Origin of the sequence: Flavobacterium humidisoli, from assembly GCF_023272795.1 — a bacterium.
Classification (GTDB): domain Bacteria; phylum Bacteroidota; class Bacteroidia; order Flavobacteriales; family Flavobacteriaceae; genus Flavobacterium; species Flavobacterium humidisoli.
This window is the reverse complement of record NZ_CP096829.1, coordinates 2,204,493-2,230,776: the sequence shown is the minus strand read 5'-3', so window position 1 is coordinate 2,230,776 and position 26,284 is coordinate 2,204,493. Positions and strand designations below refer to the sequence as shown.

The 26,284-nt window shown below is 33.3% G+C and carries 20 protein-coding genes; 6 read left to right on the top strand and 14 right to left on the bottom strand.

What is annotated here, in order from left to right; genetic code table 11:
* Window positions 1-173 precede the first annotated feature (173 nt).
* Both M0M44_RS10005 and M0M44_RS10000 read right to left on the bottom strand, forming a co-directional pair.
* The gene (locus tag M0M44_RS10005) at window positions 174-1,688 is read right to left on the bottom strand and encodes a SusD/RagB family nutrient-binding outer membrane lipoprotein (RefSeq protein WP_248729624.1); all 1,515 of its coding nucleotides are present in this window, start codon (window positions 1,686-1,688) and stop codon (window positions 174-176) included.
* Between the two features lie 3 nt (window positions 1,689-1,691).
* Window positions 1,692-4,979 carry a SusC/RagA family TonB-linked outer membrane protein gene (locus M0M44_RS10000; protein ID WP_248729623.1) on the bottom strand — a complete coding sequence of 1,096 codons (3,288 nt, stop codon included), beginning with the start codon at window positions 4,977-4,979 and terminating at the stop codon, window positions 1,692-1,694.
* 660 nt (window positions 4,980-5,639) lie between these two features.
* Between M0M44_RS10000 and M0M44_RS09995 the strand changes: the two genes are divergently transcribed.
* The gene (locus M0M44_RS09995) at window positions 5,640-6,305 is read left to right on the top strand and encodes a ribonuclease HII (RefSeq protein ID WP_248729622.1); all 666 of its coding nucleotides are present in this window, start codon (window positions 5,640-5,642) and stop codon (window positions 6,303-6,305) included.
* A 31-nt stretch (window positions 6,306-6,336) separates the two neighbouring features.
* Here the strand turns inward: M0M44_RS09995 and M0M44_RS09990 are convergent, their stop codons facing one another.
* The 4 genes from M0M44_RS09990 to M0M44_RS09975 all read right to left on the bottom strand — a co-directional run bounded on the left by M0M44_RS09990 (window position 6,337) and on the right by M0M44_RS09975 (window position 9,811).
* Window positions 6,337-7,188, bottom strand: a complete 852-nt coding sequence (locus M0M44_RS09990) for a nuclear transport factor 2 family protein (protein ID WP_248729621.1) — start codon at window positions 7,186-7,188, stop codon at window positions 6,337-6,339.
* A 304-nt stretch (window positions 7,189-7,492) separates the two neighbouring features.
* Complete coding sequence (gene lipB, locus M0M44_RS09985; RefSeq protein ID WP_248729620.1) at window positions 7,493-8,191, bottom strand: lipoyl(octanoyl) transferase LipB; 699 nt, start codon at window positions 8,189-8,191, stop codon at window positions 7,493-7,495.
* Window positions 8,192-8,196: 5 nt separating this feature from the next.
* Window positions 8,197-8,940, bottom strand: a complete 744-nt coding sequence (locus M0M44_RS09980) for a hypothetical protein (protein ID WP_248729619.1) — start codon at window positions 8,938-8,940, stop codon at window positions 8,197-8,199.
* Window positions 8,941-9,007: 67 nt separating this feature from the next.
* Window positions 9,008-9,811 carry a hypothetical protein gene (locus M0M44_RS09975; protein WP_248729618.1) on the bottom strand — a complete coding sequence of 268 codons (804 nt, stop codon included), beginning with the start codon at window positions 9,809-9,811 and terminating at the stop codon, window positions 9,008-9,010.
* A gap of 291 nt (window positions 9,812-10,102) precedes the next feature.
* Here M0M44_RS09975 and lysS point away from each other — a divergent pair, with 291 nt between their 5' ends.
* The 5 genes from lysS (at window position 10,103) to M0M44_RS09950 (ending at window position 18,108) form a co-directional block, all read left to right on the top strand.
* Window positions 10,103-11,806, top strand: a complete 1,704-nt coding sequence (lysS, locus tag M0M44_RS09970) for a lysine--tRNA ligase (RefSeq protein WP_248729617.1) — start codon at window positions 10,103-10,105, stop codon at window positions 11,804-11,806.
* A gap of 87 nt (window positions 11,807-11,893) precedes the next feature.
* Entirely contained in the window at window positions 11,894-13,222 is a 1,329-nt protein-coding gene (locus tag M0M44_RS09965; RefSeq protein WP_248729616.1) for an AAA family ATPase, read from the top strand.
* On the top strand, window positions 13,219-13,728 hold the full coding sequence (locus M0M44_RS09960; protein ID WP_248729615.1) for a hypothetical protein: 510 nt from the start codon (window positions 13,219-13,221) through the stop codon (window positions 13,726-13,728). The genes M0M44_RS09965 and M0M44_RS09960 overlap by 4 nt, the downstream gene beginning before the upstream one ends.
* 341 nt (window positions 13,729-14,069) lie before the next feature.
* The gene (locus tag M0M44_RS09955) at window positions 14,070-15,215 is read left to right on the top strand and encodes a S1 family peptidase (protein WP_248729614.1); all 1,146 of its coding nucleotides are present in this window, start codon (window positions 14,070-14,072) and stop codon (window positions 15,213-15,215) included.
* 85 nt (window positions 15,216-15,300) lie between these two features.
* Complete coding sequence (locus M0M44_RS09950; RefSeq protein WP_248729613.1) at window positions 15,301-18,108, top strand: VIT domain-containing protein; 2,808 nt, start codon at window positions 15,301-15,303, stop codon at window positions 18,106-18,108.
* Window positions 18,109-18,170: 62 nt separating this feature from the next.
* Here the strand turns inward: M0M44_RS09950 and M0M44_RS09945 are convergent, their stop codons facing one another.
* The 8 genes from M0M44_RS09945 to M0M44_RS09910 all read right to left on the bottom strand — a co-directional run bounded on the left by M0M44_RS09945 (window position 18,171) and on the right by M0M44_RS09910 (window position 26,034).
* Window positions 18,171-18,767: a hypothetical protein gene (locus M0M44_RS09945; protein WP_248729612.1), complete on the bottom strand. Its 597-nt coding sequence runs from the start codon at window positions 18,765-18,767 to the stop codon at window positions 18,171-18,173.
* Window positions 18,768-18,793: 26 nt separating this feature from the next.
* Window positions 18,794-19,813, bottom strand: a complete 1,020-nt coding sequence (locus M0M44_RS09940; RefSeq protein ID WP_248729611.1) for a 2-hydroxyacid dehydrogenase — start codon at window positions 19,811-19,813, stop codon at window positions 18,794-18,796.
* 12 nt (window positions 19,814-19,825) lie between these two features.
* On the bottom strand, window positions 19,826-20,080 hold the full coding sequence (locus M0M44_RS09935; protein ID WP_248729610.1) for a DUF6755 family protein: 255 nt from the start codon (window positions 20,078-20,080) through the stop codon (window positions 19,826-19,828).
* 18 nt (window positions 20,081-20,098) lie between these two features.
* Window positions 20,099-20,608 (bottom strand): QcrA and Rieske domain-containing protein, encoded by a 510-nt coding sequence (locus M0M44_RS09930; protein WP_248729609.1) that lies wholly within the window; start codon window positions 20,606-20,608, stop codon window positions 20,099-20,101.
* Window positions 20,609-20,619: 11 nt separating this feature from the next.
* The gene (locus M0M44_RS09925) at window positions 20,620-21,189 is read right to left on the bottom strand and encodes a 4Fe-4S dicluster domain-containing protein (protein WP_248729608.1); all 570 of its coding nucleotides are present in this window, start codon (window positions 21,187-21,189) and stop codon (window positions 20,620-20,622) included.
* A gap of 19 nt (window positions 21,190-21,208) precedes the next feature.
* Entirely contained in the window at window positions 21,209-23,425 is a 2,217-nt protein-coding gene (locus tag M0M44_RS09920) for a molybdopterin oxidoreductase family protein (RefSeq protein WP_248729607.1), read from the bottom strand.
* Window positions 23,426-23,508: 83 nt separating this feature from the next.
* A complete protein-coding gene (locus M0M44_RS09915; RefSeq protein ID WP_248729606.1) occupies window positions 23,509-24,558 on the bottom strand; it encodes an MFS transporter in 1,050 nt (349 codons plus the stop codon).
* Window positions 24,559-24,564: 6 nt separating this feature from the next.
* A complete protein-coding gene (locus M0M44_RS09910) occupies window positions 24,565-26,034 on the bottom strand; it encodes an MFS transporter (protein ID WP_248729605.1) in 1,470 nt (489 codons plus the stop codon).
* Between the last annotated feature and the right edge of the window lie 250 nt (window positions 26,035-26,284).

Here is a 26,284-nt window from a genome sequence, read left to right as displayed (position 1 = left end):
ACATAATATATAATATGAACCTTGAATCGCTTTGGTCTTTTGGAAACGAAAACCCCGTATACAAAAGTATACGGGGCTCTCAAAAAAAATCAAAATATTTATTATTCTTATTCCCAAACTGGGCATAATTTACCTTGAATACTATTTAATTGATATAGATTATATTCTAAATATTAGAATTTATCCCAGAACAATTTAGTATTTAATAAATCTCCTCCTATATCAGCAGATGCTTTAATATAATTTGTTTTATTGATACTTGCTTCTACACCTGGATAAGTGTATCTAACAGGCACAGTAAAAATAAGTTTGTTAATAGCTGCTTGAGGTGCTTTTAACACAGGGAAATCCAATCTTCTGTAAGATGTCCATGCTTCGTATCCTCTGTTATAAAGAGCAAACCATGCTTGAGTACCAATTTTTTCTTTATATGTTGCTCCACTCAACGCATTATTGTAATCTACTTTTGGGCTTGCAATATAAGCATCAATAGCTGCAGTGCTAGTTACTCCCCAATCTGCCATAGAAGCTTTAATACCTGCTTCGTAATATACTTTTGCCTGAGCAGAACCACCTGGAATTAAGCTTTTCTCAGCAGCTTCTGCTAATAAGAAATTTAACTCAGCGAAATCAAAAATAGTTCCTGGAAAAACTGGATTGTTTAATGTAGCCGTTATTTGCGAATAAGCTGTATAAACATTTCCTGCACCATACGTTCCACCAACAAATGTTCTTCCTGAAGGAATAACTGGAGCTGGAGAAGTTAGGTTAGTAAAATATTTAGGCATCCTTGGGTCACCACCAGGAACAATAGCATCCATAGCAGAAACAAAAGGCTCAGCAGGAATAAAATCAAATCTCTGACTAGTTACTAAATCAGCATATAATGGGTTTTGATTTCCTGATGTAGTTAAATAAGTCAATTTTGTATTGTCAGCATTACTAGCCAAAGCACCAGAAGCAAGAGCCGCTTGAACTTGAGTTGTTGCATAAGCTGGATCAACATCAGACATATTAACTGCCATTCTAATGATTAATGAGTTAGCAAATTTTGCCCATTTTGCATTACTTGCAGCATTACCTGAATAGATGATATCTGCAGCACCGAAGTTAGCTACTGTACTATTTGCTTTTAAAACTGCAGCAGATGCACTTAATCTTTTAATAAGATCTTGGTAAATAGTTTTTGCATCATCGTAAGCTGGTAAAGGATATTTTTGAATATCAATTGCTTGTGAGTAAGGAACGTTTCCAAAAGTATCTACCAATACGCTATAAGCATAAGCTTCTAAGATATCGATAAGTGCTAATTTATTTTGTTTGATCGCTTCATCAGCAGGAGTTGCAGTAGCTGTTGCTGCAATCATAACTCTTGAATCATGAAAATCTGCTAAAACATCTCTGTACAAAACCAAAAAGTGCGTATCTGGAATTTTTCTGTTTGTAATGTTATACTGGCTCTCATCTGGATAAGTTGTCTCTGTCCATTGCTGTGCAAATAATCTAAAAACGTTATTATTTACACTAGTACTAACCATTTGATCGACTAATTTTTTCTCAGCATTGGTAAACAAAAATTCCGCTTTGGTTGTTGTTGGTCTTTTCGGATCAACATTCATATCTGTAATGTCTTGGCTGCACGAAACCATCATACCTACCACAGACATTAATAAAAGTACTTTTTTCATGATTTAAAATTTTAATGTTAGGTTACAACCAATATTTCTTGTTGTCGGAAGTGAACCTCCTGAATAACCTGATGATAAGTTACCTGAACTTATACCACTTTCTGGATCTGCATCTGGAAGATTTTTACTGATGATCCATAAGTTAGAACCTACTAAAGAAAGACGTAAATCATTCAAACCTGCTTTAGCTATAAATTGTTTAGGGAAACTATAAGTAATGCTTACCTCTCTTAATTTCACATAACTTGCATCGTAAACAAATGCTTTTTGTGGATTATTATTGTAACCATAGATACTTCCAGCTACTTCAGGACTTGGTGTTCTTGTAGCATTAGGAGTTCCATCTTCATTTACTCCAGGCAAGATAACACCTCCACCATTAGCAAGTGTATTTCTTACAGGGTTTCCAAGTTCGTTGTTTCCTGCTGTAGAAGTATATAAACCAGAGCTTTGTCCATAATATTGGTCAAGAGAGAAAATATCTCCTCCTTTTTGAACATCAATTAAGAAACCTAGAGAAACTTGTTTGTAAGTAAATTTGTTACGAACACCACCAATCCAATCTGGAGTAACGTTACCAATTACATTATTAGTAGTTGCAGTTTGTAAATAAACTCCATTTTTAGTTACTTTTTGTCCGTCTGCACTGTAGATAAAATCTTTTCCAAGGATATCTCCATAAGCATGTCCTTTTGTACCTACAATACTAACACCACCTTGGAATGTACCAATTGTTAAAACATCAACACCTTCTGTTAAAGCTACAACTGTATTCTCGTTTTTAGACCAGTTTACGTTGATATCCCACTGAAAGTCATTTGTTTTGAAAGGAGTTACATTGAAGATTACCTCAACACCTTTATTTTCTACAGATCCCGCGTTTACGTATCTAGAAGAGTTACCAGTTGCAGTAGAATAATCTACTGGGAAAATTTGGTCTTCACTTAAACTTTTATAAACACTCACATCAAAACCTACTCTTCTGTCAAGGAATTGCATCTCTAAACCAAGTTCTTGAGATGTAGTTTTAACAGGGTGTAATTCTGGATTATTAGCAATGTTTGGTCTTGAATAAAGTTGGTTTGAACCAAATGGGTTAAATTTAGTAAACACATCTTGTAATGCATAAGAATCGATACTTCCTTGTGGATTCTCAGCATAACTCGCTCTTAATTTACCGAAAGTTAACCATGGAGCATTAATATGTTTTGTAAAAACATAACTTCCAGAAACAGAATATGTATTAACATCATTGTTTCCTTCTGGCAACATAGAGAATGCATCATTACGTACTGTTCCTTCTAAGTAAAGGAAATCTCTAAATCCTACTGAAGCAGAAGCATAAACACTATTCACTGCTGTATTATCTTCAACCTCAATTGGGAATGGAGAAGCATTTACTGAATTTGATAATGCATAGATTCCAGGAATGATAAGTCCACCATCTGTAGAAGCTAATGTAGACGTACGTCTTGTTCTTAAAGCATTATAACCAACTAAACCTGTTAATGAGAAATCATCATTAAGTTTTTTATTGAAGTTTAAGGTAAACTGATAGTTTTGCTCAGAGAACATACCTGTATATTTTTGGTATCCTGAACCAACAGCTAAACGGTTAATTCCAAATGTTCCAGCCAAAGATCCTACCGCTTTTCTCTCTTCACGTAGTTCTGAATAAGAATCTGTACTTATTTTTCCTTGAGCGCTTAACCAATCTGTAAATTTATAATCTAACTGACCATAACCGATGAAACGATTTCTTTCGTCTGATTGGTAGTTTTTATATCTTGTAAAGTATGGGTTATCCCAATATTTAGGGCTTGTATTTCCATTAGCAGGATCTGCCATGTTCCAAGAAATATTTTGTCCGCCTGAATTTTTAAAAGCTTCTTCCTGAGATTTAATATCTACGTTAGTTCCCCACCATTGACGGAATAAACCTGCAACGTTATCACCACCGTAACCAGTAGTATTTCTACCTGTTGTAGTTTGTGCTAAATAATTTGCAAAAACACTAGCAGATAATTTATCTGTTAATTTGTGATTGAATTTAATACTTGCATTATTTTTTCTCAATTCACTATTTGGCAAAATACCATTCTCTTTGTAATTGTTGTAATTGATAACAAAGTTGCTTTTATCTGAACCACCTTCAAAAGAGATTGAGTTATTGAATGTTTGAGCCGTTTGAAAAAATGTAATTGGACCATTTTTAGCAGCTACCCATGGAGATTTTTGTCCATATTTTGAAGAATATGGAGAATAAGATTCCCAAGTAAGAACAGATAGATTTGGATCAAACGCAACACCGTAAGAAGCATCATCTGTAGTACTTACTACTTGGTTACCATTTTTATCTATAACAAAGAATGCACCTGTTGGTCCAACCGGAGTACCTTTTGGATTTCCTGCTGCGTCATAAGTTGGTCCATAACCTTGCCCGTATTTGTTTTGGTAAACAGGAAAAGTATTTTTATCAACTGAACCAACACCAAACTCACTTGAGATAGTAACTCCCATACCTTTTTGAGCTTTTCCTTTTTTCGTAGTAATCATGATTACACCATTACCAGCTTGAAACCCGTATAAAGCAGATGCTGCAGCACCTTTAAGAATATTTAATGTTTCGATATCATCAGGATTAATATCCATACCAGCATTACCGTAATCATAAGTGTTACGTGCTCCAGCTGTTTGTGCTCCATTGCTTGAATTCACATTCGAGTTATTAATAGGCATACCATCAATAACAATAAGCATTTGGTTATTTCCAGTAAGGTTTTTAACACCTCTTGAAACTACGTTTGTAGATCCTCCAAAGTTTGTATTCTTTCTAATGTATACCCCTGCAGATTTACCAGAAAGATCGTTAAGGAAGTTTGCGCCAGTAGTACCACCAACTAAATCTTCTCCTTTTAATTCCTGAGTAGAATATCCAAGAGCTTTTTTCTCTCTCTTAATACCTAATGCAGTAACAACAACACTTTCTAATTCTGTAGTATTACTAGTTAATTTTACACTTAATGTTGTAGAACTAGCTGCAACTTCTTGCGTTTTCATTCCAATGTAAGTAAAAATCAAGACTTCGCTTGACGTTGCTTTGATAGAGAATTTTCCATCAAAATCTGTTTGCGTTCCGCTTTTAGTTCCCTTAACTAATACACTCACACCTGGAAGAGGCATTCCTGCATTATCGGAAACTATTCCCGAAACAGTTCTTTCTTGCGCAAAGGTTAGTTGCGTAATCAGCGCCACCAAAAGCACTAAGAATCCATGTAACTTTAGTTTCATTTTTAAAAATTTTGAATTAGTATGTGGCAAACATCTTAATATTTTCTTAAAAGAACAATGCGTTTCATAGACTCTCTCTAACATTTTTTTAATATTTCTTTAACATATATTTGTTAATGAATAGTTAATTAACGCAAAAACAAGTCAATACATAATTTTAAGCATAAAATACTGCAATTTTTTCAATCAATAAATTAACATTTATTTAACATTTAGAATAGCTATTTTCTTAAAAAAATAGACAAAAAATCAAAATAAAAAAAAGTATAATCTTACAAAAAACACAATTAAATAAAACATTCTTGACTGAAAATGTTGTATTTGACAAATTTTCAATTTGCTTTTCGTCTTCAAATCGTAATAAATTGTAAATCAATTCTTCTAAGTTGCAAAAATCCATGATTTCATCTTTTTACAATCCATTTTTAGAAAATACCCAATTATCCATTTCATAAAAAAAATCATAAAAACCAAGTGTTTTCACGGGTTTTTAACCAATATTGCATACTTATAGTCAATTTGAAAAATAGCGTAATTTTGTCAGTATTACTCTTTGATATCATTGCTCTAAAAAAGCAATTACTGATTGTATTCATTTGAATCTATTTAATGCTTTTTAGAAAAAAAAGTACAATATTTGCTTTTTTAAAACCTAAAAAAATGCTTGAAAAAAATTTCTCAGGATTTGTTTTAGAAACTGGAACTGATGAAGCAGGAAGAGGATGTCTAGCTGGCCCCGTTACTGCCGCTGCCATAATTTTACCCGAAAATTTTGAAAATAAAATTCTGAATGACAGTAAACAGTTGTCTGAAAAAACAAGAGCGCTTTTAAGACCTATTATAGAAAAAGAGGCTCTGTGTTATGCCGTTACGCATTTGTTTCCAGATGAAATTGATGAAATAAACATTCTAAATGCTTCTATGAAGGGAATGCAGGAATGTATTTTAAAATTAAAACACGTTCCCGAATTTATTATTGTTGACGGAAACCGCTCTTTGAATGCTAAACTTGGGCTTAAAAATAATTTTGGAAAACAGTTTTCTAACGATGAAATTGCTCTCTTAAAATCGATTCCGAATCAAAGCATTATAAAAGGTGATGGAAAATACTTAAGTATCGCCGCTGCATCTATTTTAGCAAAAACATATCGTGACGAATATATGGATCAAATTCACGAAGAATTTCCAATGTACAACTGGAAACAAAACAAAGGATATCCAACCAAAGAACATCGTGAAGCCATTAAAGAATTTGGAACCACAAAATATCACAGAATGAGTTTTAGACTTTTGCCGGAGCAATTAGAACTCAATTTCTTTCCATAAAAAAACGACCTATTAAATAGGTCGTTTTCTTTTATTTTTTACTTTTCAAGAATTCTGCAAATGTTTTGGTGTCATAATAAAAAGACCTGACAGCAGTAATTTTACCATCCTTTAAATCAAAATGTTCTGAAATCGGAACCGACATTGTTTTACCCGATTTCTTAGATCTACAGTTTATCGTAAAATAAATGATTACTTCATTTTTAGAAGCATCACTAAAATAAACGGGTTCTTTTTCTATCTGCAAATCAAAAAACTCAGTCGATTTTGTAAACATTTTAGTCCATTCGCTAAAACCAATATAAGTTCCTCCATAAGGCAAACCCGTAGCTTGATTATAAACGGCTCCGTCTGCAATTAAAGTTCCTAGTGTATCAAAGTCTCTTGTTTTAAAAAGAGTTTCGTAATATTTTGCTATTACTTTTAAATTATCGGCTTCCAGATTTTTCAAAACATCTGCTTCAGACGGTGCTGCTCCTTTATCCCAAAAACCAATAATTTTACTTACTTGACCTTTTCCATTCAAACGCGCAAAGTCGCGGCCTGCCATTATAAGATTATTTTTAGAATCGAAAATTTTCCATTCCCAGGTTACATAATTATCTTTTACAATTTTGGCTCCCGAAGTTAAAACTGCATCTGGGTTTTTCTTGTAAAATTCGTTAATAACATTATTAAACGCAGCAGTTCCTTTTATCGAAGCCGAAGGGTCTTCAAAAGTACTATCTTCTAGCCAGATTGATTTAATCATCTTTAATCTGGTATCGCTGTTTTTTTCCTGCCACACTTTTTCATAAACGGCAATAGGATATAATTTATCTTTCTTTTGGGCAAAAAGACCATTAAGCACAAAAAGGAAACAGAATAAGTAGATCTTTCTCATAAGCAATCAGGAATAAAATTTAAATTAAATAGTATAAAACCAAATTTAGCATAAATAGCTAATAGAACTACAAGAAGTCTGGAATTTGCCATCCCTGCAAAATCTTAACTTTTGCTAAATGTTTTTTCCGTTTTTTGAATATAAATTTAAGAAAAAAACTGCTTTCTATTAAAAAAACAAGCCTAATTTACTATTCAAGAGTACCATTACTATTATAAAAAAAATCGCATTCAATACACAAAATAAAAAAACCCGTTTCAAAATCGACACTTGAAACGGGTTACTTTTTATTAGCAATTCTTTTTTAAACAAATTCAGCTTCGAACAGCTCGGTTAAATGTTTGATGATTTTAGCTTTTACTTCTTGTTCGTCTACTTTTTCTACGCCAAGTTCAACGTTTAAAGAAGTAACGCCTTTTCCTCGAATTCCACACGGAATAATATTGTCGAAATATCCTAAATCGACATTTGCGTTTAAAGCAAATCCGTGCATCGTTACCCAGCGTGAGGCGCGAACACCCATTGCACAGATTTTACGCGCAAACGGAGTTCCTACACCAAGCCAGACTCCCGTTTCTCCTTCACTCCTGCCCGATTCTAATCCGTATTCAGCCAGAGTTAGAATTATTGATTCTTCTAATAAACGTAAGTATTTATGAATATCGGTAAAGAAGTTTTCTAAATCTAAAATCGGATAGCCTACAATCTGTCCGGGTCCATGATAGGTAATATCTCCACCTCGGTTGATTTTATAAAAAGTCGCTCCTTTGGCTTCGAGCTGTTTTTCATTTAATAATAAATTTTCAAGATCACCGCTTTTTCCTAAAGTATAAACATGCGGATGCTCAACAAAAAGCAAATAATTTGGCGTTGGCAGATCTAATTCTTCTCTTCTGTTCTTGATTTTTAAATCTACTATATCTTTAAAGATTTCTTCTTGATATTCCCAAGTCGATTTATAATCTTTTTTGCCCAGATCCTGAAGTTGGATTTTTTTGTTCATTTTAATTATTTTTCAAACTCAACATCAAAGTTAAGTTTGTCGGGATTCTCCATATAATCCGTAAAAGAGTATTGAATTGTAATCGATTTTCGATCGTCACTAAACAAAGCTGTTGGGTTAGAGACTTTCTTAATTTTTTTTGGAAAGTAATACTTTACAATATAGCTAGACGAAGCAAACATCATTTTAGACATATCTGCTGCCGAATCTTTTGCCTTTGCTGCTTTTTTCTGTTCATCTACTACTGCTTTTCTTGTAAATTTCTTTCCATCATAAGTATAGCTTAATTTACTGCCATTATCTCCGAAACCGCTTCCCATAGGATTTGCGCCTCCTTCTAATTTTTGCAGTGTACCTAATGTTTGTAAAATATCCTGAAGTTCATTTACATTTTTAAAATCAGTCGACATGTTCATTAAAAACTGTTTTTTCTCTGAACTTATTTTCGTTGATACAATATAACTCTCCAGTTTTTTAAGTTCTTTTTGCGTTTCTGGCGACAACTTGGCAATACTGTCTTTTTTCTCTTCAAACACTTTTTTGAAAGTAAAAGTAGTATCAATATCTTTTTTATTTTCTCCCATTTGCCCAGCAATCTGATCACCAGCCATTTCCATTAAAGGAGAGCCATCCATATCTACAGAGAATTTTCCAGTTCCGTTATCGTTTATGTAAATATTCTCAGTAAAAGTACAGCTGGTTAAAGTCGCTATTAAAAAAGAAAAACTAAGTAGTTTAGATAGTTTCATTAATGTTCTATTTTTTATCAAAGATACAAAGACTATTTTTAAAAACACATTTTATTGAAAGCCTCAATTATTGCTCAAATTCTACTTTAAAACCAAAATCCACATTACTTTCCTGCATATTATCTAAAGGAATTTCTACCGTAAAACCTTTTCTGTCTTTTGTCAGTACTGCATTTTTAAGCGAAATTGTTTTAATCTTTTTCGGAAATTGGTACTCGGCGGTATATTTACATTCTTTCAGCATTTCTTCCATTTTTTTAGAGAATGGGTCGTCGCTTTTTTCTTTCTTAGTTTCTTTTTTCTTTTTGACTTTTTTATCGTCTTTAGAAGGAGTAACCGTTTTAATAAAAACCTTACCATCATAAAAAATGGTGGTATTAGACTTTTCTTCTGGCTTTGGCGCAGCACTTACAGCTCCTAATCTTTTTTTATCTGTCGCAGCCAGCGCTTCTAAACTTTCGGCAGGTGTTGCAATAGTTTTAAAATCTGTTCCACTAGGAAAATCAATTGACATAGTATATTCGAATTGCTGTTTTTCGTCGTTTACTTTCATGCTAACTTTAAAATTCTCCAAAATTTTAAGTTTCTCTTTTTCTTTCTCTAGCATCGCGATTTTTTCTTTATCCGCATCTGGTAATTTAGAAATACTGTCGGTTAACTTGTCAAGCATGTCTTTGAAAGTAAAAGTAGTGTCAACGACTTTATTAACTTTAGTCGAATCACTTTTTTTCATGCCCATTTTATACATCGGAGACATATCAAAACCGTAAGAAAAAGTTCCAGATCCATCTTCATTCATAACCATTTTTTCTTTAAGCATACAGCTTGTAATACAGAATACAATAAAAAAGCAAAGTAGAATTTTTTTCATAATTGAGGTTTAAGTTATTCAAGCGAAGATACTTTCTTTTAAGAATTATTTTAGTTGCATTTTAAAACAACTTCAAATTTTTCATTTGAGGCTTTATCCAAGCTCTGTAAATGAATAACTTGACATTAGAACATTTTACATTTGTTCGAAACAAATCTATTCTAACAGCTATCGATGCCGACTAAAGATGATTGAAACCCAATAAATTGATGTCACAAAAAATCTAAAATCTGCATTCTAAAATCTGCATTCTTTTCTTTATCTTTGCACACTTAAAAAAATAAAGCAAAAATGGCATTATCAGAACAAGAAATCATCAGAAGAGAAAAACTTCAAAACTTACGCAACTTAGGAATCAATCCTTATCCAGCTAATCTTTTTCCTGTAAATCACACATCTAAGCAGATAAAGGAATCATTTGAAGAGGGTAAGAAGGTTATCGTTGCTGGACGTTTGATGAGTGTTCGTGATCAAGGTAAAGCTTGTTTTGCTGAATTGCAAGATAGTGAAGGGCGTATTCAACTGTACGTAAACCGTGATGTATTATGTGAGGGTGACGACAAAACTTTATACAACCAAGTATTCAAAAAATTAACCGATTTAGGAGATTTTATTGGTATTGAAGGTGAATTGTTTACAACTCAAGTTGGTGCAAAATGTATTCGTGTTTCTGGCTTTACTTTCTTGAGTAAAACTTTACGTCCGCTTCCGTTGCCAAAAGTTGACGAAGAAGGAAATGTTCACGACGCATTTAATGATGCTGAGTTACGTTACAGAATGCGCTATGTAGACTTAACAGTAAACCCTCAAGTTAAAGAAACTTTCATCAAACGTACTAAATTGTTCAGTGCGATGCGTGGTTATTTTAACGATGCAGGATATTTGGAAGTTGACACTCCGGTTTTACAATCAATTCCTGGTGGTGCTTCTGCAAGACCATTTATTACGCACCATAACTCGCTTGATATTCCGCTTTACATGCGTATCGCGAATGAGTTATATTTAAAAAGATTAATTGTTGGTGGGTTTGAAGGTGTTTATGAGTTCTCTAGAAACTTCCGTAACGAAGGTATGGACAGAACGCATAACCCTGAGTTTACTGCAATGGAGATATATGTAGCTTACAAAGACTACAATTGGATGATGGAATTTGCTGAAGGTTTATTAGAACATTGTGCAATTGCTGTAAATGGCACAAGCGAAGTGACTTTTGGTGAGCACAAAATCAATTTTAAAGCGCCTTACGCACGTGTTACGATGACAGATTCTATCAAACATTTTACTGGTTTTGATATTTCTGGAAAAACAGAGCAGGAATTGTTTGAAGCTGCACGTGGAATGGGAATCGAGGTTGACGAAACAATGGGTAAAGGAAAATTGATTGATGAGATTTTTGGAGCAAAATGTGAAGGAAATTATATTCAGCCAACTTTCATTACAGATTATCCAAAAGAAATGTCTCCGCTTTGTAAAGAGCACCGTGACAATCCAGATCTAACTGAGCGTTTTGAGTTAATGGTTTGCGGAAAAGAAATTGCAAATGCATATTCTGAATTAAATGATCCAATTGACCAAAGAGAGCGTTTTGAAGATCAAATGCGTTTGGCAGCAAAAGGGGATGACGAAGCAAACGGAATTATCGATGAAGATTTCCTAAGAGCTCTTGAATACGGTATGCCTCCTACTTCTGGAATGGGAATTGGAATGGACCGTTTGATTATGTATTTAACAAACAACGCTTCAATTCAAGAGGTTTTATTGTTCCCGCAAATGCGTCCTGAGAAAAAACAAACTCAGATCGAATTGACGGAAGAAGAAAAAGTTATCATTACTTTATTGAAAGGAAACGAAAATAAAATGGATTTATCTCAGCTTAAAGTTTCTGCTAACTTAAGCGGTAAAAAATGGGATGCTTCTATGAAAAATTTATCTAAACACGGTTTGACTAAAGTTGTCGTTGATGGCGAGTTTAAATTTGTGGAATTGGTGGGGTAAATTCCTTTAAAATCATATAAAATTTAAAAAGGAGCTTTTTATGAAGCTCCTTTTTCATATATAAATATTTTCCTTAATTTTGAAAACATGGAAAGATCAAGACTTATTGTTAAAAATTTCGGCCCCTTAAAAGATATTGATATCGAAGTTAGAGAAATGGTTACTTTTATTGGAGCACAAGCCTCAGGAAAAAGTACTTTGGCTAAATTGATTTCAATACTAGAAGACGAAGAGTTTAGAAATAATCATAATTTGAAATTTGAAACTGAACTTGAAAAATATAATATTTTAAGTTATTTAGATTTAAATACTTTTATAAAATATGAAGTTCTAAACAGAGAGATTACTAATTTTAATTTTGAATACTCAAATAATAAATATTTAAAAAATTCGATACATCAGTTACTTTCAATTTCAAAAAATGGAAAAGTATCATATGAAGACACAGAAGAAGCTTTAAGAACATTAAAGTACATAATAGTTTCTTATATTAATTTACTCAACTTGATTCATAAAAATGAATTTTACAATCTATTTTCAAATCAAATTCAAAAAGTAAAATTTGAAGCTCATTTTGCCGATAAGAGGATCAAAAAACTTAAGGTTGATAATGATGATATAGATTGGTTACTTGATATTTTAGAAAGAGAAAGAAAAATTGATGACTATTTTTTTCTTCTAAATCAATTAGTTAATTGCTTTCCTAATATATTTTTGTTTGATTCAATTTACATTCCATCTGAAAGAAGTTTTCTTCATCTGATATCTGAAAACATTTTTGGATTAATTAATAATAATGTAAAAATTCCTAAATATCTTCTTACTATAGGTCAAGAATATGAAAAAGCTATAAATACAATTAAGGAATTGCCTTTAAGCATCATTGACAAAAAAATAAAATACAAAAGAGAAGGGAAAACTTCATACATATATCATAATGAAAATGAAAAAGTTGATTTATTAGAATCTGCTTCTGGTTTACAATCTATAATTCCAATTTTACTTTTAGTTGAATATTCTAAAACTTTAAAAGAAGAATATAATTTTAATTTTGTTGTTGAAGAACCAGAATTGAACTTATATCCAAAAGCACAACATGAATTGATTAAATATTTAGTTAAAAATTGTTTATATGAAAGAAAAAATTTAATTCTTACAACTCATAGTCCATTTGTTTTAGCATCAATAAACAATTTATTATTGGCTCATGATAAGGGACAAAAAAAAACAAAAGAGGTAAACAAAATTATAAAAAAAGAATCTTGGCTTAATCCTAAAAATTTTATTGCTTACGAATTGAAAAATGGAAAAGCAAGAAAGATAATGAATGATAAATTAGGACAAATTTCCGAAAACATGATTGACTCTGTTTCTGACAGTTTTGCTGACGAATTTAATAAATTATTAAATTTATGATTGATCAACTTAGAGAAGCTTTTCCTCAAATCGAAGAAAATTGCCTAACCATAATTAATAACAAACATACATTTGTTTTTGAAGACCCGAAATCAAAAAAAGGAGTTTTGGTCGATGCTAAAGAAAAATATCATTTTCATATTCAAAATAATACAATTTCATCATATAACTTCATTCAGAATGATGATTGCCTTATGAAAAGTGTAAAAGGAGGACAATGTGACTACGTTATCCTTAATGATAATTGTGTCTACTTTACTGAAATAAAAGCTACAGACGAAAACTTATCAGTTCGAAGAAAAAAAGGTATAAAACAATTAGAAAACACCATTAAGTTTTATTTAAAGAAAATTGATTCTATTAATCTTGAAAGTAAAAATGCGATAATTTGTTTTGATAATCACAAAAGAATTGCACCTCAAGCAAGTGTTTCAACAAAACAGAAAGAATTTAAAAACAAATATCAAATAGATCTTCAAGAAGGCAATTATATATGTTTCGAGTAATAATAACCCGACAGGTTTTAAAAACCTGTCGGGTTTCTTTTTCTTAAAACAAATACTTCTTCCCATCACATTAAAATCAAAACAAAAAATAGCGCTTAAAAAATTGGAAAACAACATTTTTACTTCTATCAAATTGTTTTACCAGAAATACTTTCACAAGCCTTATTATAACACTAAAAACCAAAACAAAATTCGGTTAGCATTGAATATGCAATTGATTTTGTTTTTGCTTTTTTTTAGCAAACAAATTACTACATTTGAAGAAAAAATAGACTTTATACAAAGTCTATTTTTTTTTAACCCAAAACCATTCAATTAACATTTTTCAACCAATACTTTAAATGAAAATTAGAAAAATCGCCCCAAACGAAGACTTAGAAACAACAATCAATAAAAAAAGAAATCGATTCAAATTTGTTCTCATCGCTATTATCTTTATTTCAGCGGCAGGTTTCTTAGGATTTAAATATTTTACACCTAAAAAAGAAGCTGTTTGTTTAGGCACAGATACCAAAATCTATGATACTTACAAAAACGCAGTTGTACTTATAAAGCATCGATATGGTTATTTTGCTAAAATTAATGGAAAAGAAATTCCACTTGACGTTGAGGAGGCTAAGGAAGAAACAATTTACGGAACTGGCTTTTTTGTAGATACAGAAGGAGACATGATTACCAATAGACATGTTTTACAACCATGGAATTCAACTGAAGAAGAAAGTGAAAAAGTAAATACTACTATTCGAAATCTAAGAATGAAGGTTGCTTCTATTCTTACTACCGATGTTTCTGAAGATGAGTATGAAAGTTTTATTAATAACAACTGGTCACATGCTTCAATCTCGTATGATGAAGGCGAGGGAGATGGAGATTATGAAGAACCAAGCGAAGAAACTACTGAGTCAGCGGGTGAAGAATTTGTTAGTTCTAATGAAACAGAAACAGATACCTCTCAAGTATCAACTGATATCGCTGCATCTATTCCAGTAAAAGAATATGTTTCAATCGAAAATATTGAAGTATATGTAAAAACGGTAGATATTCAAGTTGCACTTCATAATTCTGATAGCGAATGGATTAATTGTGAAATGAAAAAAGTTTCTGATGACACCAATATTGATTTAGGCATTTTGCAAGTAGCCGATCATAAAACTCCGCAAACTGTTACTAACATCATTAGCCTTGATAATATTGTTGACAATGATACTTCTCTAGCTCCTGGGCAAAAAGCGATAATGGTGGGCTATCCAATGGGAATAGATTTGGCACAGACCAATTCTGGTATAAAAGTACAGCTTTACAATGGTCAAATAAGTAAAGAATCTGATGGCAACAAAATTCAATACAGTATAACTTCTACGCATGGTGCTAGTGGTTCACCGGTTTTTAATGAATGTGGCCAACTGATTGCCGTTAATTTCAGTGGATTCGATCAGGTTCAGGGTTTCAATTTTGGAATTGTAGCTAAGCATATTCAATCACTTTAATTGGAAAAAAAATCAAAAAATAAAGACTCTAAAAGCTAATCGGGTTTTCACATTTCCAATCAAACAAAAATCGCGTTTATTAATTATGAATAAATTTTTTACTATCTGTGCACTACTGTTCTGTAGCGTCGCATTTTCACAGATTCCAACTCTGGATATCGAAAATCAGAAAAAAAATTCGGTAATCTTACAGGAGGTCAAAATTGAAACCAAGATTTTAGGAAATCTTGCCTCAACTACAGCTACTTATACATTTTACAATCCTGGCGACAGAATTTTAGAGGGAAATTTCACACTTCCATTGCCTGAAGGTGTAAGCGTAAGCGGTTATGCTTTGGACATTAATGGAAGCTTAAGAGATGCAGTTCCTGTTCCAAAAGAACGAGCTAAAGAAGTATTTGAAAGTATTGAAAAAAGAAATATAGATCCAGGTATTATTGAAAAAGTAGCCGGAAACAATTTCAGAACTAGAATTTACCCACTTACGGCTAGAGGCAGCAGAATCATTAAAATTACTTACAATCAGGAGTTGAAAAATTCGGCTACTGATTACCAATATTTTTTAAGTTTTGCTAATGCTGTTAGTATTCCTAAATTCAATCTGAAAGTGTTGGTTAATGAAAATCTGTCAACTCCTAAAATTACAGAAAATCCAGATGGAAGTTTTACTTTTCAGAAACAAGGAAATCAATGGATTGCTGAAATTAAGAAAACTAATTTTACGCCAACTCAGAGTCTTAAAGTAAGTATTCCAAAAGTAAGCGAATCGTCTAATGTGATGCTTCAAAAAGCTTCTGACGACAAATCTTATTTTGCTGCAAGCGTTTCAATGAATTTTCCTGTACAAGAAAAAGCAAAATCTCAAAAAATTGCTATTATTTGGGATAATTCATTCAGCGGATCAAAGAGAGATCATCAAAAAGAACTGGACTTTCTTAATGCTTATTTCTTAGACAACAAGAATGTCACAGTCTCTTTTGTTCTTTTAAATAACATTTTAGAAAAAACAGAAGAATTTACTGTTTCTGGAGGAAACTGGAATGCATTAAAAGACAGAATTCTGAATCTAAAATATGATGGCGGAACCGATTTTAGTGCTTTAAAAGAAATTTCATCAATAGACGAATATCTTTTATTTTCTGACGGAATTTCAAATTTTGGTGATTTAACTTTAAAATTCAAAAAACCTGTCAACAGTATAACGAGCACGCCAACTTCTGATTTTAATCTGATGAAACTTTTAGCGTCACAATCTGGAGGAAATTTTATCAATCTTAACGAATTAGATACGCAATCTGCTCTAAAAACGTATAAAAGACTTCCTATTGTATTTTTAGGTTTTAAAGAAACAAATACACTTCAGGAACTGTTTCCAAACGTTGGAACTGCAGTAAACGAACCAGTCAACATATTCGGGATTTCATCTTCTAATTTGAGTAAACTTACTGCTGTTTTTTCAGTAGGAAATAAAAAATTTGAAGTACCTGTAGATTTTACTAATGCAGTACAAGTAGATAATTGGCCTGTTGCACAATTTTGGGCACAACGAAAAATTAATGATCTTGAACTTAATTCAACACAAAACAGCGATGAAATCAGAAATCTGAGCGAACAGTTTGGTGTGGTAAGCAAGAACACCAGTCTTATTGTATTGGAGGATGTGAACGATTATGTACGTTTTGGCATCACTCCTACTCAGGAATTATTATCAGAATACAACAAAATAGTTTCGCAAAACAAAAAACAGATTTTAGAAAAAAGAAGAGATCTTCTCTCTAAAGCTTTTGATAAAACACGAGAATTGACAACTTGGTGGAATAGCGAATTTAAACCTACAGAAAAAAAACAGTATCCAAAAATTTCTAAGCAGTCGCAAAAATTATCTTCAGAAGAAAGTGTTGTTAGCGACAATGCTGTGTATTCTGCAGAAAGCAACTCTTTAGCTGATAAAAAAACATCTTCTGGAAAAATAACTTTGGTAGATGTAGAAAGCACTCAAGAGTATATGAAAGATTTTCAGGCTTTACAATCTCCTGAATTGATTTACCAGAAATATCTTGAAAATCGTCCAAAATATGAAAAACAGGTAACTTATTATTTTGATGTTTCTAAACTACTTTTCAAAAAAGGAGACAAAGCACTCTCTCTAAAGGTTTTAAGCACATTAGCAGAACTTGATTTGGAAAATGAAGAATTATACAAGACGATATCTTATCTGTTAAAACAGAGAGGTAATTATGAAAAAGAATTGTGGATAACTCAAAAGATTCTAGAATGGAGACCATTTGATCCTCAAAGTCATAGAGATTATGCATTGGCTTTGGTTGACAATAAAAAACCTCAAGAAGCTCTTAATATCTATAAAGGTATGCTCTATCAGGAATATACCGATGAGATTTCTGTGAGAGATACTGGTATTGAAGAGATTTTGATTATGGAAATCAATAATATTTTGAGCCAAAACAAAAATGTTGATGCTAGCAAAGTAGATGATCGTCTCAAAGCAAATCTTCCTGTTGACATCCGTGTTGTTATTAACTGGAATAAAGACAATACAGATATTGATCTTTGGGTTACAGATCCAAGAGGAGAAGATTGTTCGTACTCACATAAATCTACAGAAATTGGAGGAAGATTAAGCAACGATTTCACTCAAGGTTTTGGTCCTGAACAGTTTTTACTAAAAAAAGCAATTAAAGGAAAATATAAAATCAAGACTAATTTCTTCGGTGAGAGACAGAATATTCTTTCTGGACCAACAACCATAATGGCAGAAGTGTATCTTTACTATTCTGATGGTAGACAAGAACGAAAAATTGCTGTTTTCCAGAGTCAAAAAGAAAACAAACGTGAAAGTGATAGTAAAATTTTAATTGGAGAATTTGAATTTTAAAAATTACCAAACTTACTAATATTGAAACCCGGCAGATTTAAAATCTGTCGGGTTTTTATTTTTTAAAACGAATACTTTTCTAATTTCTTACCGTGAATATCCAAAACAGAAGTGCTTTCTTTCGGAATATCGCCTTTTAATTTTTCCTGAATGGAAGGATTTGATGGATATTTTCCATTTTTCATTTTTATAAGATGAGCTATTCCGCCGCTTTTCATGATCAGATCATAAAATTTATCGGTTGAGGAAGCCGTTACATAAATTGGAAAATCAGTTACAGTGAAATGATTGATTACACTTCCATCATTATTTAAAATATAACCAGAACAGCCACCGCTTCCACAAAAATAAGAGTTAGAGAAACCAACAAAATATTCGTTTTTCTTATCGTTATTCAAATCGAAAGCATCATAATAAAAATAACGATCTTCTTTTGTCATTGCTGGAATATCTTTCTTTAATAATATATTCAGCTGTTTTCGAATGAGTTCAACTGCTTGGTCTTCTTTTGGAGTAACTTTACTCAAATCTGCCGTTCCTCCAAGTGTTTTAGACAGCGTATCTTGAACAACAGCCTTGACAATATTTTTTGAATCTTTTTTATTCTGACAAGAGCTTAACGCCAGAATTCCGATTAGAATTAAAATTTTAGTTTTCATAATCTGATATTTTAAATTATTATAATTTACACCAACAAAGCCGCTTTATTTTCAATATCATTTTGTGTTAGCAATGATTTTATATTATTGAAAGTCACCAAAGCGATCTGTGTTAAAGCTTCATTGGTAAAAAACGCCTGATGCGCTGTTACCAATACATTCGGAAAACTCATTAAACGCTGAATCGCGTCATCTTGAATAATGTCTGCAGAAAGATCTCTAAAGAACAATTTTTCTTCCTGCTCGTAAACATCAATTCCTAAATAGCCAATTTTCCCTTCTTTTAAGCCTTCAATAACTGATGCTGTTTCTATTAATCCGCCGCGGCTCGTATTGATGATCATAACACTGTCTTTCATAAAAGTCAGCGAAGTTTTATTGATTACATGTTTCGTTTGATCGTTTAATGGGCAATGCAATGAAATAATATCACTCGCCTTGAAGATCTCTTCTAAACCAACAAAAGAAACACCGTCTTTTTTCATTTCATCACTTTCGACAATATCATACGCCAAAACTTTACAGCCAAAACCTAATGCTATTTTAGAAAATGCTTTTCCGATATTTCCGGTTCCTATAATTCCAATTGTTTTTCCGAATAAATCGAAACCTAATAATCCGTTTAAAGAGAAATTCTGTTCGCGAACTCTGTTATAGGCTTTATGTGTTTTTCGGTTTAAAGTTAAAATCATTGCCATAGCATGTTCGGCAACTGCTTGAGGAGAATATGCGGGAACACGGCAAACTTTTATGTGGTGTTTTTTAGCAGCTTCTAAATCGACATTATTAAAACCAGCGCAACGTAAAGCAATTATTTTTACTTTTTTTTCTGCCAATTGTTTAATGACCGTTTCGTTTACAATATCGTTTACAAAAACACAAACAATCTCGCACTCTTCAATTAAAGCTACAGTCTGCGGATTTAACTGTGTTTCAAAAAAGTTCAACTGAAAACCAAATTCTTCATTGTATTTATTGAAAAACGTTTTGTCGTAAGGCTGGGTCGAGAAAAAAGCGATTTTGTTTGCGCCAAGATTTAAGTTCATAATAGTAAATATTTATGTTTTATTATTTTTAAAATTCCCTTTTGGGAGATAATAAAGCCATCCAAAACCAATTAAAAATAAAATAAGCGAACCAATAAATGCTGGAATCAAAATCTCTTTATTATTATCTAATGCATTGTTTAAAGCGGCATACAACAACCAAATTTGGATACTTACATTTAAGATTAAAACAAATATTAAAGTAGAAAGAATAACATTCAACTTATTTGGATTTGCCTGATTTTGGCTTTTTCTAAATGTACTCATAATATATTTCTTAAACAATTAACTCGCTTTATTTTCAAAAGCTTTTACAAAAATCTTTTCTCCTTTCAAAACCACTTCCAACTGAGGCAAAGCTCTTGGCGGAGGTCCAGCAATAACATCTCCTGTCAAAGCATCAAAAGAGCCTTCATGACAAGGACAATGAATAATTCCTGTTCCAGGTTTGTAATAAACGGCACACGAAAGGTGTGTGCATTTTTGTTCGAAAGCCCTAAACATTCCACTTTCCAAATGAACTAAAATATACGGAATTGTACTTCCTTCAATAACAAAGCCTCTCGTTCCGCCTAACGGAATATCTTTTATATCGCATACAAAATGTTCGCCAACCACTTCATCAGCTGGAAGTAAATACGCTTTTGCCGCTACCAATCCGCTACCAACCATTAAACCACCAGAAACCAGCGTAAGGAATTTAGCAAAATCACGTCGGCTAACTTGTGTGGATTCCTGCTTTTTATAAGGAAAATCTTTTTTCCAATTTTCTTTTAAATTATCTTCTTTAGACATGGATTTTAGATTTAGAATATTCGTAATTCGTTGCTTCCCTTCGGCATCATGATATTTACTTTTGTATTTACACGCTCTTTTCCAAAAACAAATGAATTTACAGGCGTACTATTCGGACGCATTTCTTCGATCTGAGCACGAGTACCATAAAATAATGCACCGCTCGGGCAAACTGTAGCGCACATTGGTTTTTTACCAACGCTGGTTCTATCATAGCACATATTGCATTTCATCATTAAATCGTATTCTTCCATTTTCTTCGGAACTCCAAACGGACAAGCCATAACGCAATTTGAACATCCAATACAGCGTTCCGTATTGGCGGTATGAACTACTCCGAATTCATCTTGCGAAATCGCATCAGCTGGGCAAACATTCGCACAAACTGGATCTTCACAATGCATACAAACCTGAACGGTGGTCTGAATTGTAACTGCACGTTCTACATAATTAACATGAATCATCGATTCCTGACCATTCGTTTCGCATTCAGAACAAGCCATCTCGCACGCTTTGCAGCCTATGCATCTTTGTAAGTCTACAAAAAACTCTTCGTTTTTATTATAATTGGTTAAATTCATAATTGTTGCTTTTTATAGATTAAACACTTGCATAAGCATTTGATTTGTCTGATGAATTTTCTATTTCTCCCAAAGGTTCCAGCTTACAAGCACAAACTTTGAACTCTGGTATTTTTGAAATAGGATCTAAAGTTCCAGGCGTTAACTGATTGGCAGATTTTTTCCCTGGCCAATGATACGGTACAAAAACAGTATCTTTTCGAATGGTTTCTACAATATTGGCTGGAAAAATTCCTTCGCCCCTTCGTGTGGAAACTTTTACCAATTCTCTTTGCTGAATATTATATTTCTCGGCCATTTCTGGATGAATTTCAAGCAATGGTTCTGGAAACTGATCTACCAATTTTCCGATTCTTCTCGTTTGTGTTCCGCTTAAATATTGAGACACAACTCTTCCCGTAGTTAATATTATTGGATATTCTTCATCCGTAATTTCGCCTGGCAATTTATACGGAGCAGGATTAAAATGTGCTTTTCCATCTGGAGTTGCAAACTTTTTATCTTCCCATAATCTTGGCGTTCCAGGATGATCTTCAGTTGGACATGGCCAGAAAACGCCCATATTATCCTCGACTTTTTTATAAGTAATTCCGTTATAGTCGGCTGTTCCTCCTTTTGAAGCGACACGCAGTTCATTAAAGATCGCTTCGCTGTCTGCGTATGTAAATCGTTCTTCTTCACCCAGCCTTTTTGCCAATTCTAATAATATCGAAGTATCTGTTCTGGCATCTCCCGGAGGTGTTACGGCTTGACGAATTCGGATAACACGCCCTTCAGCTGAAGTTGTTGTTCCTTCCTCTTCTTCCTGCAATGAACCTGCTAAAACGATATCGGCATGGCGCGCTGTTTCATTTAGGAAGAAATCTATTGCAACATAAAATTCCAGTTTTTCAAGAGCAGAACGTACATAATTATTGTTTGGAAGAGATACTAACGGATTAAAACAAATCGAAATCAATCCTTTTATTTCACCGCTATGAATCGCTTCAATAATTTCATAAGCTGTAATGCCTTTATGAGGCATATCTTCTTCTTTTATTTTCCAGACATCGGCAATGTATTTTCGATGATCCATATTTTCGATATCACGGTTTCCAGGCAACTGATCGCATTTATGACCGTGCTCTCTTCCGCCCTGACCATTTCCTTGTCCGGTAATGGTTCCGTAACCACAATAGGGCCTTCCAATTCTTCCTGTTGCTAAAACCAGATTAATGCATCCCAAAACATTATCCACACCTTTTGAGTGATGTTCGATTCCTCTCGCATGCAATAAAAAGCTTGTTTTTGCCTTTCCCCATAACTCGGCTGCTTCTTTAATTTTTTCTTTAGAAATTCCCGTAATTTCTTCGGCCCATTCCAAAGTATACTCTTTGACAGCATCAATCGTTTCCTGAAATCCTGATGTGTAATTATCAATAAAATCGTGATCCAACATGTCGTTATCTACGAGATATTTCAACATTGCTCCATACAAAGCCGAATCGGTTCCTGGTCTTACATCCAAATGAATATCGGCTGTTCTCGCTAACGGAATAACACGCGGATCTACTACAATCAATTTTGCACCGCGATCTCTGGCTTTCCAAATCCAATGGGTTAAAGTGGGAAACGTTTCACTAATATTGGCTCCAGCAACTATAATAACTTCTGCATATTCTAAATCAGAATAATTGTTTGAGGCGCGATCTAAACCAAATGCTTTTTTATTCCCTGCACCAGCACTTACCATGCAAAGTCGGCCATTATAATCTAAGTTTCTTGTTTTTAAGGCTACTCTAGCAAATTTCCCAACCAGATAACTTTTTTCGTTGGTGAGGGAAACTCCAGAAAGCATTGAAAAAGCATGTTTCCCATATTTTTCCTGAATTCTTTTGATTTCAGAAACAGTTTTGTCCATCGCTTCATCCCAAGAGGTCTGCTCAAAGCCTTTGCCTTCAACTCTTTTTATTGGATGCAATAAACGATCTGGATGATTGTTTTGCATGTATCGCTGCACACCTTTTGGGCACAAACGTCCTTCATTAAACGGAAATTCCATCCAAGGTTCAAAACCTACTACTTTATTGTCTTTTACAGATAATTGAATACCACATTGCATACCGCAGAAACAGCAATGTGTTTTTACCGTTTTATCTGGTTCATCACGCCCCGAATATCCTTCCTTTGGCGTATAATTCAGATGCGGGCCAAATGCTTCAATTATTTTTTCAGTTGATACAGGTAGTTTTGCCATGTGTTTTTGTTATTTTTTCGTTTCAAGTTTCAAGTTTCTACACATACGTGAAACCTGAAATTTGAAACCTGAAACATTTATAATCATCCAAATAAATTACCGCCCTCAAGTCTTGCTTTTAAATGTGCTTTCGCCAAACGGTCTCTTTTTCCTTCGGGACTTAAATCCAAATGCGAATTTCCTTCGTCATCACTAAAATCAAACCCTAACTGTTTGGTTACTATTTTTAAATCATCTATATGAAGTTGTGCCGTAAATGGTTTTCCTGTTTCTTTACAAATTGCCATTCCTTTTTCCATTCCTTCCTTTTTGTAAATATGCGCACCTATTTGAGCTGGTCGCTGAATAATATGGAAGAACTTTCCAAACGGAATCCATATCAAAAACATAATAACTGTTACGGCATGAATTACTGCGAGAAAATCATACGCGAATCCTTTCATAAATTGGTATGAATAAGTGAGGCATAAACCTGTAACCGAAATGGCAATTAATAAAAGAAGTGGCAGCAAATCGCCTTCAAAAGTCTGAGTAGCTATTAATCCTGGATTAGTCAAACGGCGTCTTAAATAATATAGTGAGCCGAGAATAACCAAATAAGAAGACCAATTTAAGGCGTGGAAAGTCAAAAATGCCATGATCGAATCAAGTCTAAAATCCATTACTTTAAAGCCAAAAAAATGAGCTTCGTAAACTGAAATAGAATTGGGTGCCAAAGTAAAATGGATCCATCCAAATGTCAGCGGAAAAGTAATAGCAAAAGCAGAAAAACAGCCAATTGCAATACAGAAATGAGCCAGCCATCTGTATTTTCCTCTTGGATAAATGAACTTCTGAAAAGCAATATTCTGAACTGATTCTTTTCCTAAAAACCACAAATGCGAAAATACTTTTCCTGTAAAGAGAAAATGAATTCCGCGTTTAAAATACATCCAAGTTGGCGGGCGCTGGAGCCAAACCGTATAGCGATACACGACTCCGAAAAATGCAAACAGAGTTCCGAAGAGATAGGTAACTAAAGCCGCATCAAAATTTTGCAGTTTTCTTGATCCATAGAAAACCAATACAACCATAAAAACCGAAGCTGCCGTTGCAATTAATAAAGCTTTTGTATTAAATGTTTTTTCTTTCATGACAGGTTATTTTCGATCAATATCTTTAGCCATTTCAGGCAGTTTTTCTTTTGTCATTTTCACAATTACACGATGCATCCAGATTAAACAAGTAAGCGATAATGCTAAAATAAAGAGCCACGAACTTGTCCAAAATCCTGTAAATGATAATAAATAGCCGAAAATAATTGGCCCGAAGAATCCGCCTAAACCACCTAAGAGTCCTACCATTCCGCCAATTACACCTACTTCATTAGGGAAATAATCTGGTATATGTTTGTAAACTGCGGCAGAACCAATTCCCCACGAAATTCCTATTAGAATAACCAAAACTAAATACACCCACATATTGGCCTCAAAATGAATTTGTGTAATTCCTTCTGCCAATAAATCCTTCTTTTGCACTTTTTGATTTTGCTCTACAACCACTTCCTGCCATGTTTTTTTGGAAGGGAAAAATTTAGAATGCGGCTGACTTTCGTCTTTCTGGGCTATGGCATATTCTTTATCATCTATTACTATTTTATCTGGTGCTACAGATGTAACTGTTCCTGCTTTGCTGGATAACAATCCGCTTCCAGAAGTGGTGATATCCATTTTCGGAAATAATAGTAAAAAGCTTAAAACCACAGAAGAACTCAAAACCCAATACATTACTTTTCTAGCTCCGAATTTATCCGATAAAAAACCTCCAAAGGCGCGTACGACACCCGCAGGCAAACTAAAACAAGAAGTGAAGATTCCGCCTAAAACTAAAGTGGTGTGATAGACATTCATAAAATTTGGCAAAAGCCATTGCGAGAAAGTAACAAACGAACCAAATACTAAGAAATAATAAGTTCCGAAACGCCAAACACGCACTCTCTTTAAGGGCTGCAATAATTGTTTTACCGTTTTTGACTGTGCTTCGCTTTTTTTGTTTTTAGCGAAAATCAGAAATACAATTCCCATCAATAATAAAGCAGAACCGTAGAGAATAGGAAGCCATTTCCAACCATTTTCGGGATCGCTCTCTGAAAATGCACTTAATAGTGAAGGTGCGAGAAATGGTGTAATTGATGCTCCTGCAGTTCCCATTCCGAAAATTCCTAAAGCTCTTCCCTGCCATTCTTTCGGATACCAAACAGAGGTTGAAGCTACGCCTACAGCAAAACTAGTTCCGACCATTCCGAATAAGAAACTTAAGATGGCAAAAACAGTAAAAGAAGTTGCAAATGGCAAAAGAAACAATGGAATTGATGCTAAAATCAATAAAGCAGAATGTACAATTTTGCCTCCAAACTTATCGGTTAAAATTCCCATTGGCAATCTCATAATCGATCCTGTAAGAACAGGAATCCCTAAAAGCCAGCCGATCTGTACAACACTCCAGTTAAAAATTTCTTTATCAACTAAAAACGTGACCAATACTCCGTTGAGTGTCCAGCATGCAAAACAGATTGCAAATGCCAAAGTATTTAAAAAAAGGATGCGGTGGGCTTGGGAAAGATCTGCCATAGAATAAAGTATTAAATTGTGTTTTGAAAATCTATTACTGAAATATGGGAATCATGGAAATTGCTTTTCCTAAACAACAAAAAAGCAATAGTTTACTAAAGTTAAAAAAAATATTCAAAGCAAAGCACTAACCATCAAACATTTAGCGTTATAATAATCTTATTTAAATTCATTCTTTCAAAAACTTATCAATCTGTTAAATAAAACACAATTTCAAAAATGTCATTAAACCTGTTTTAATTAATAAAGT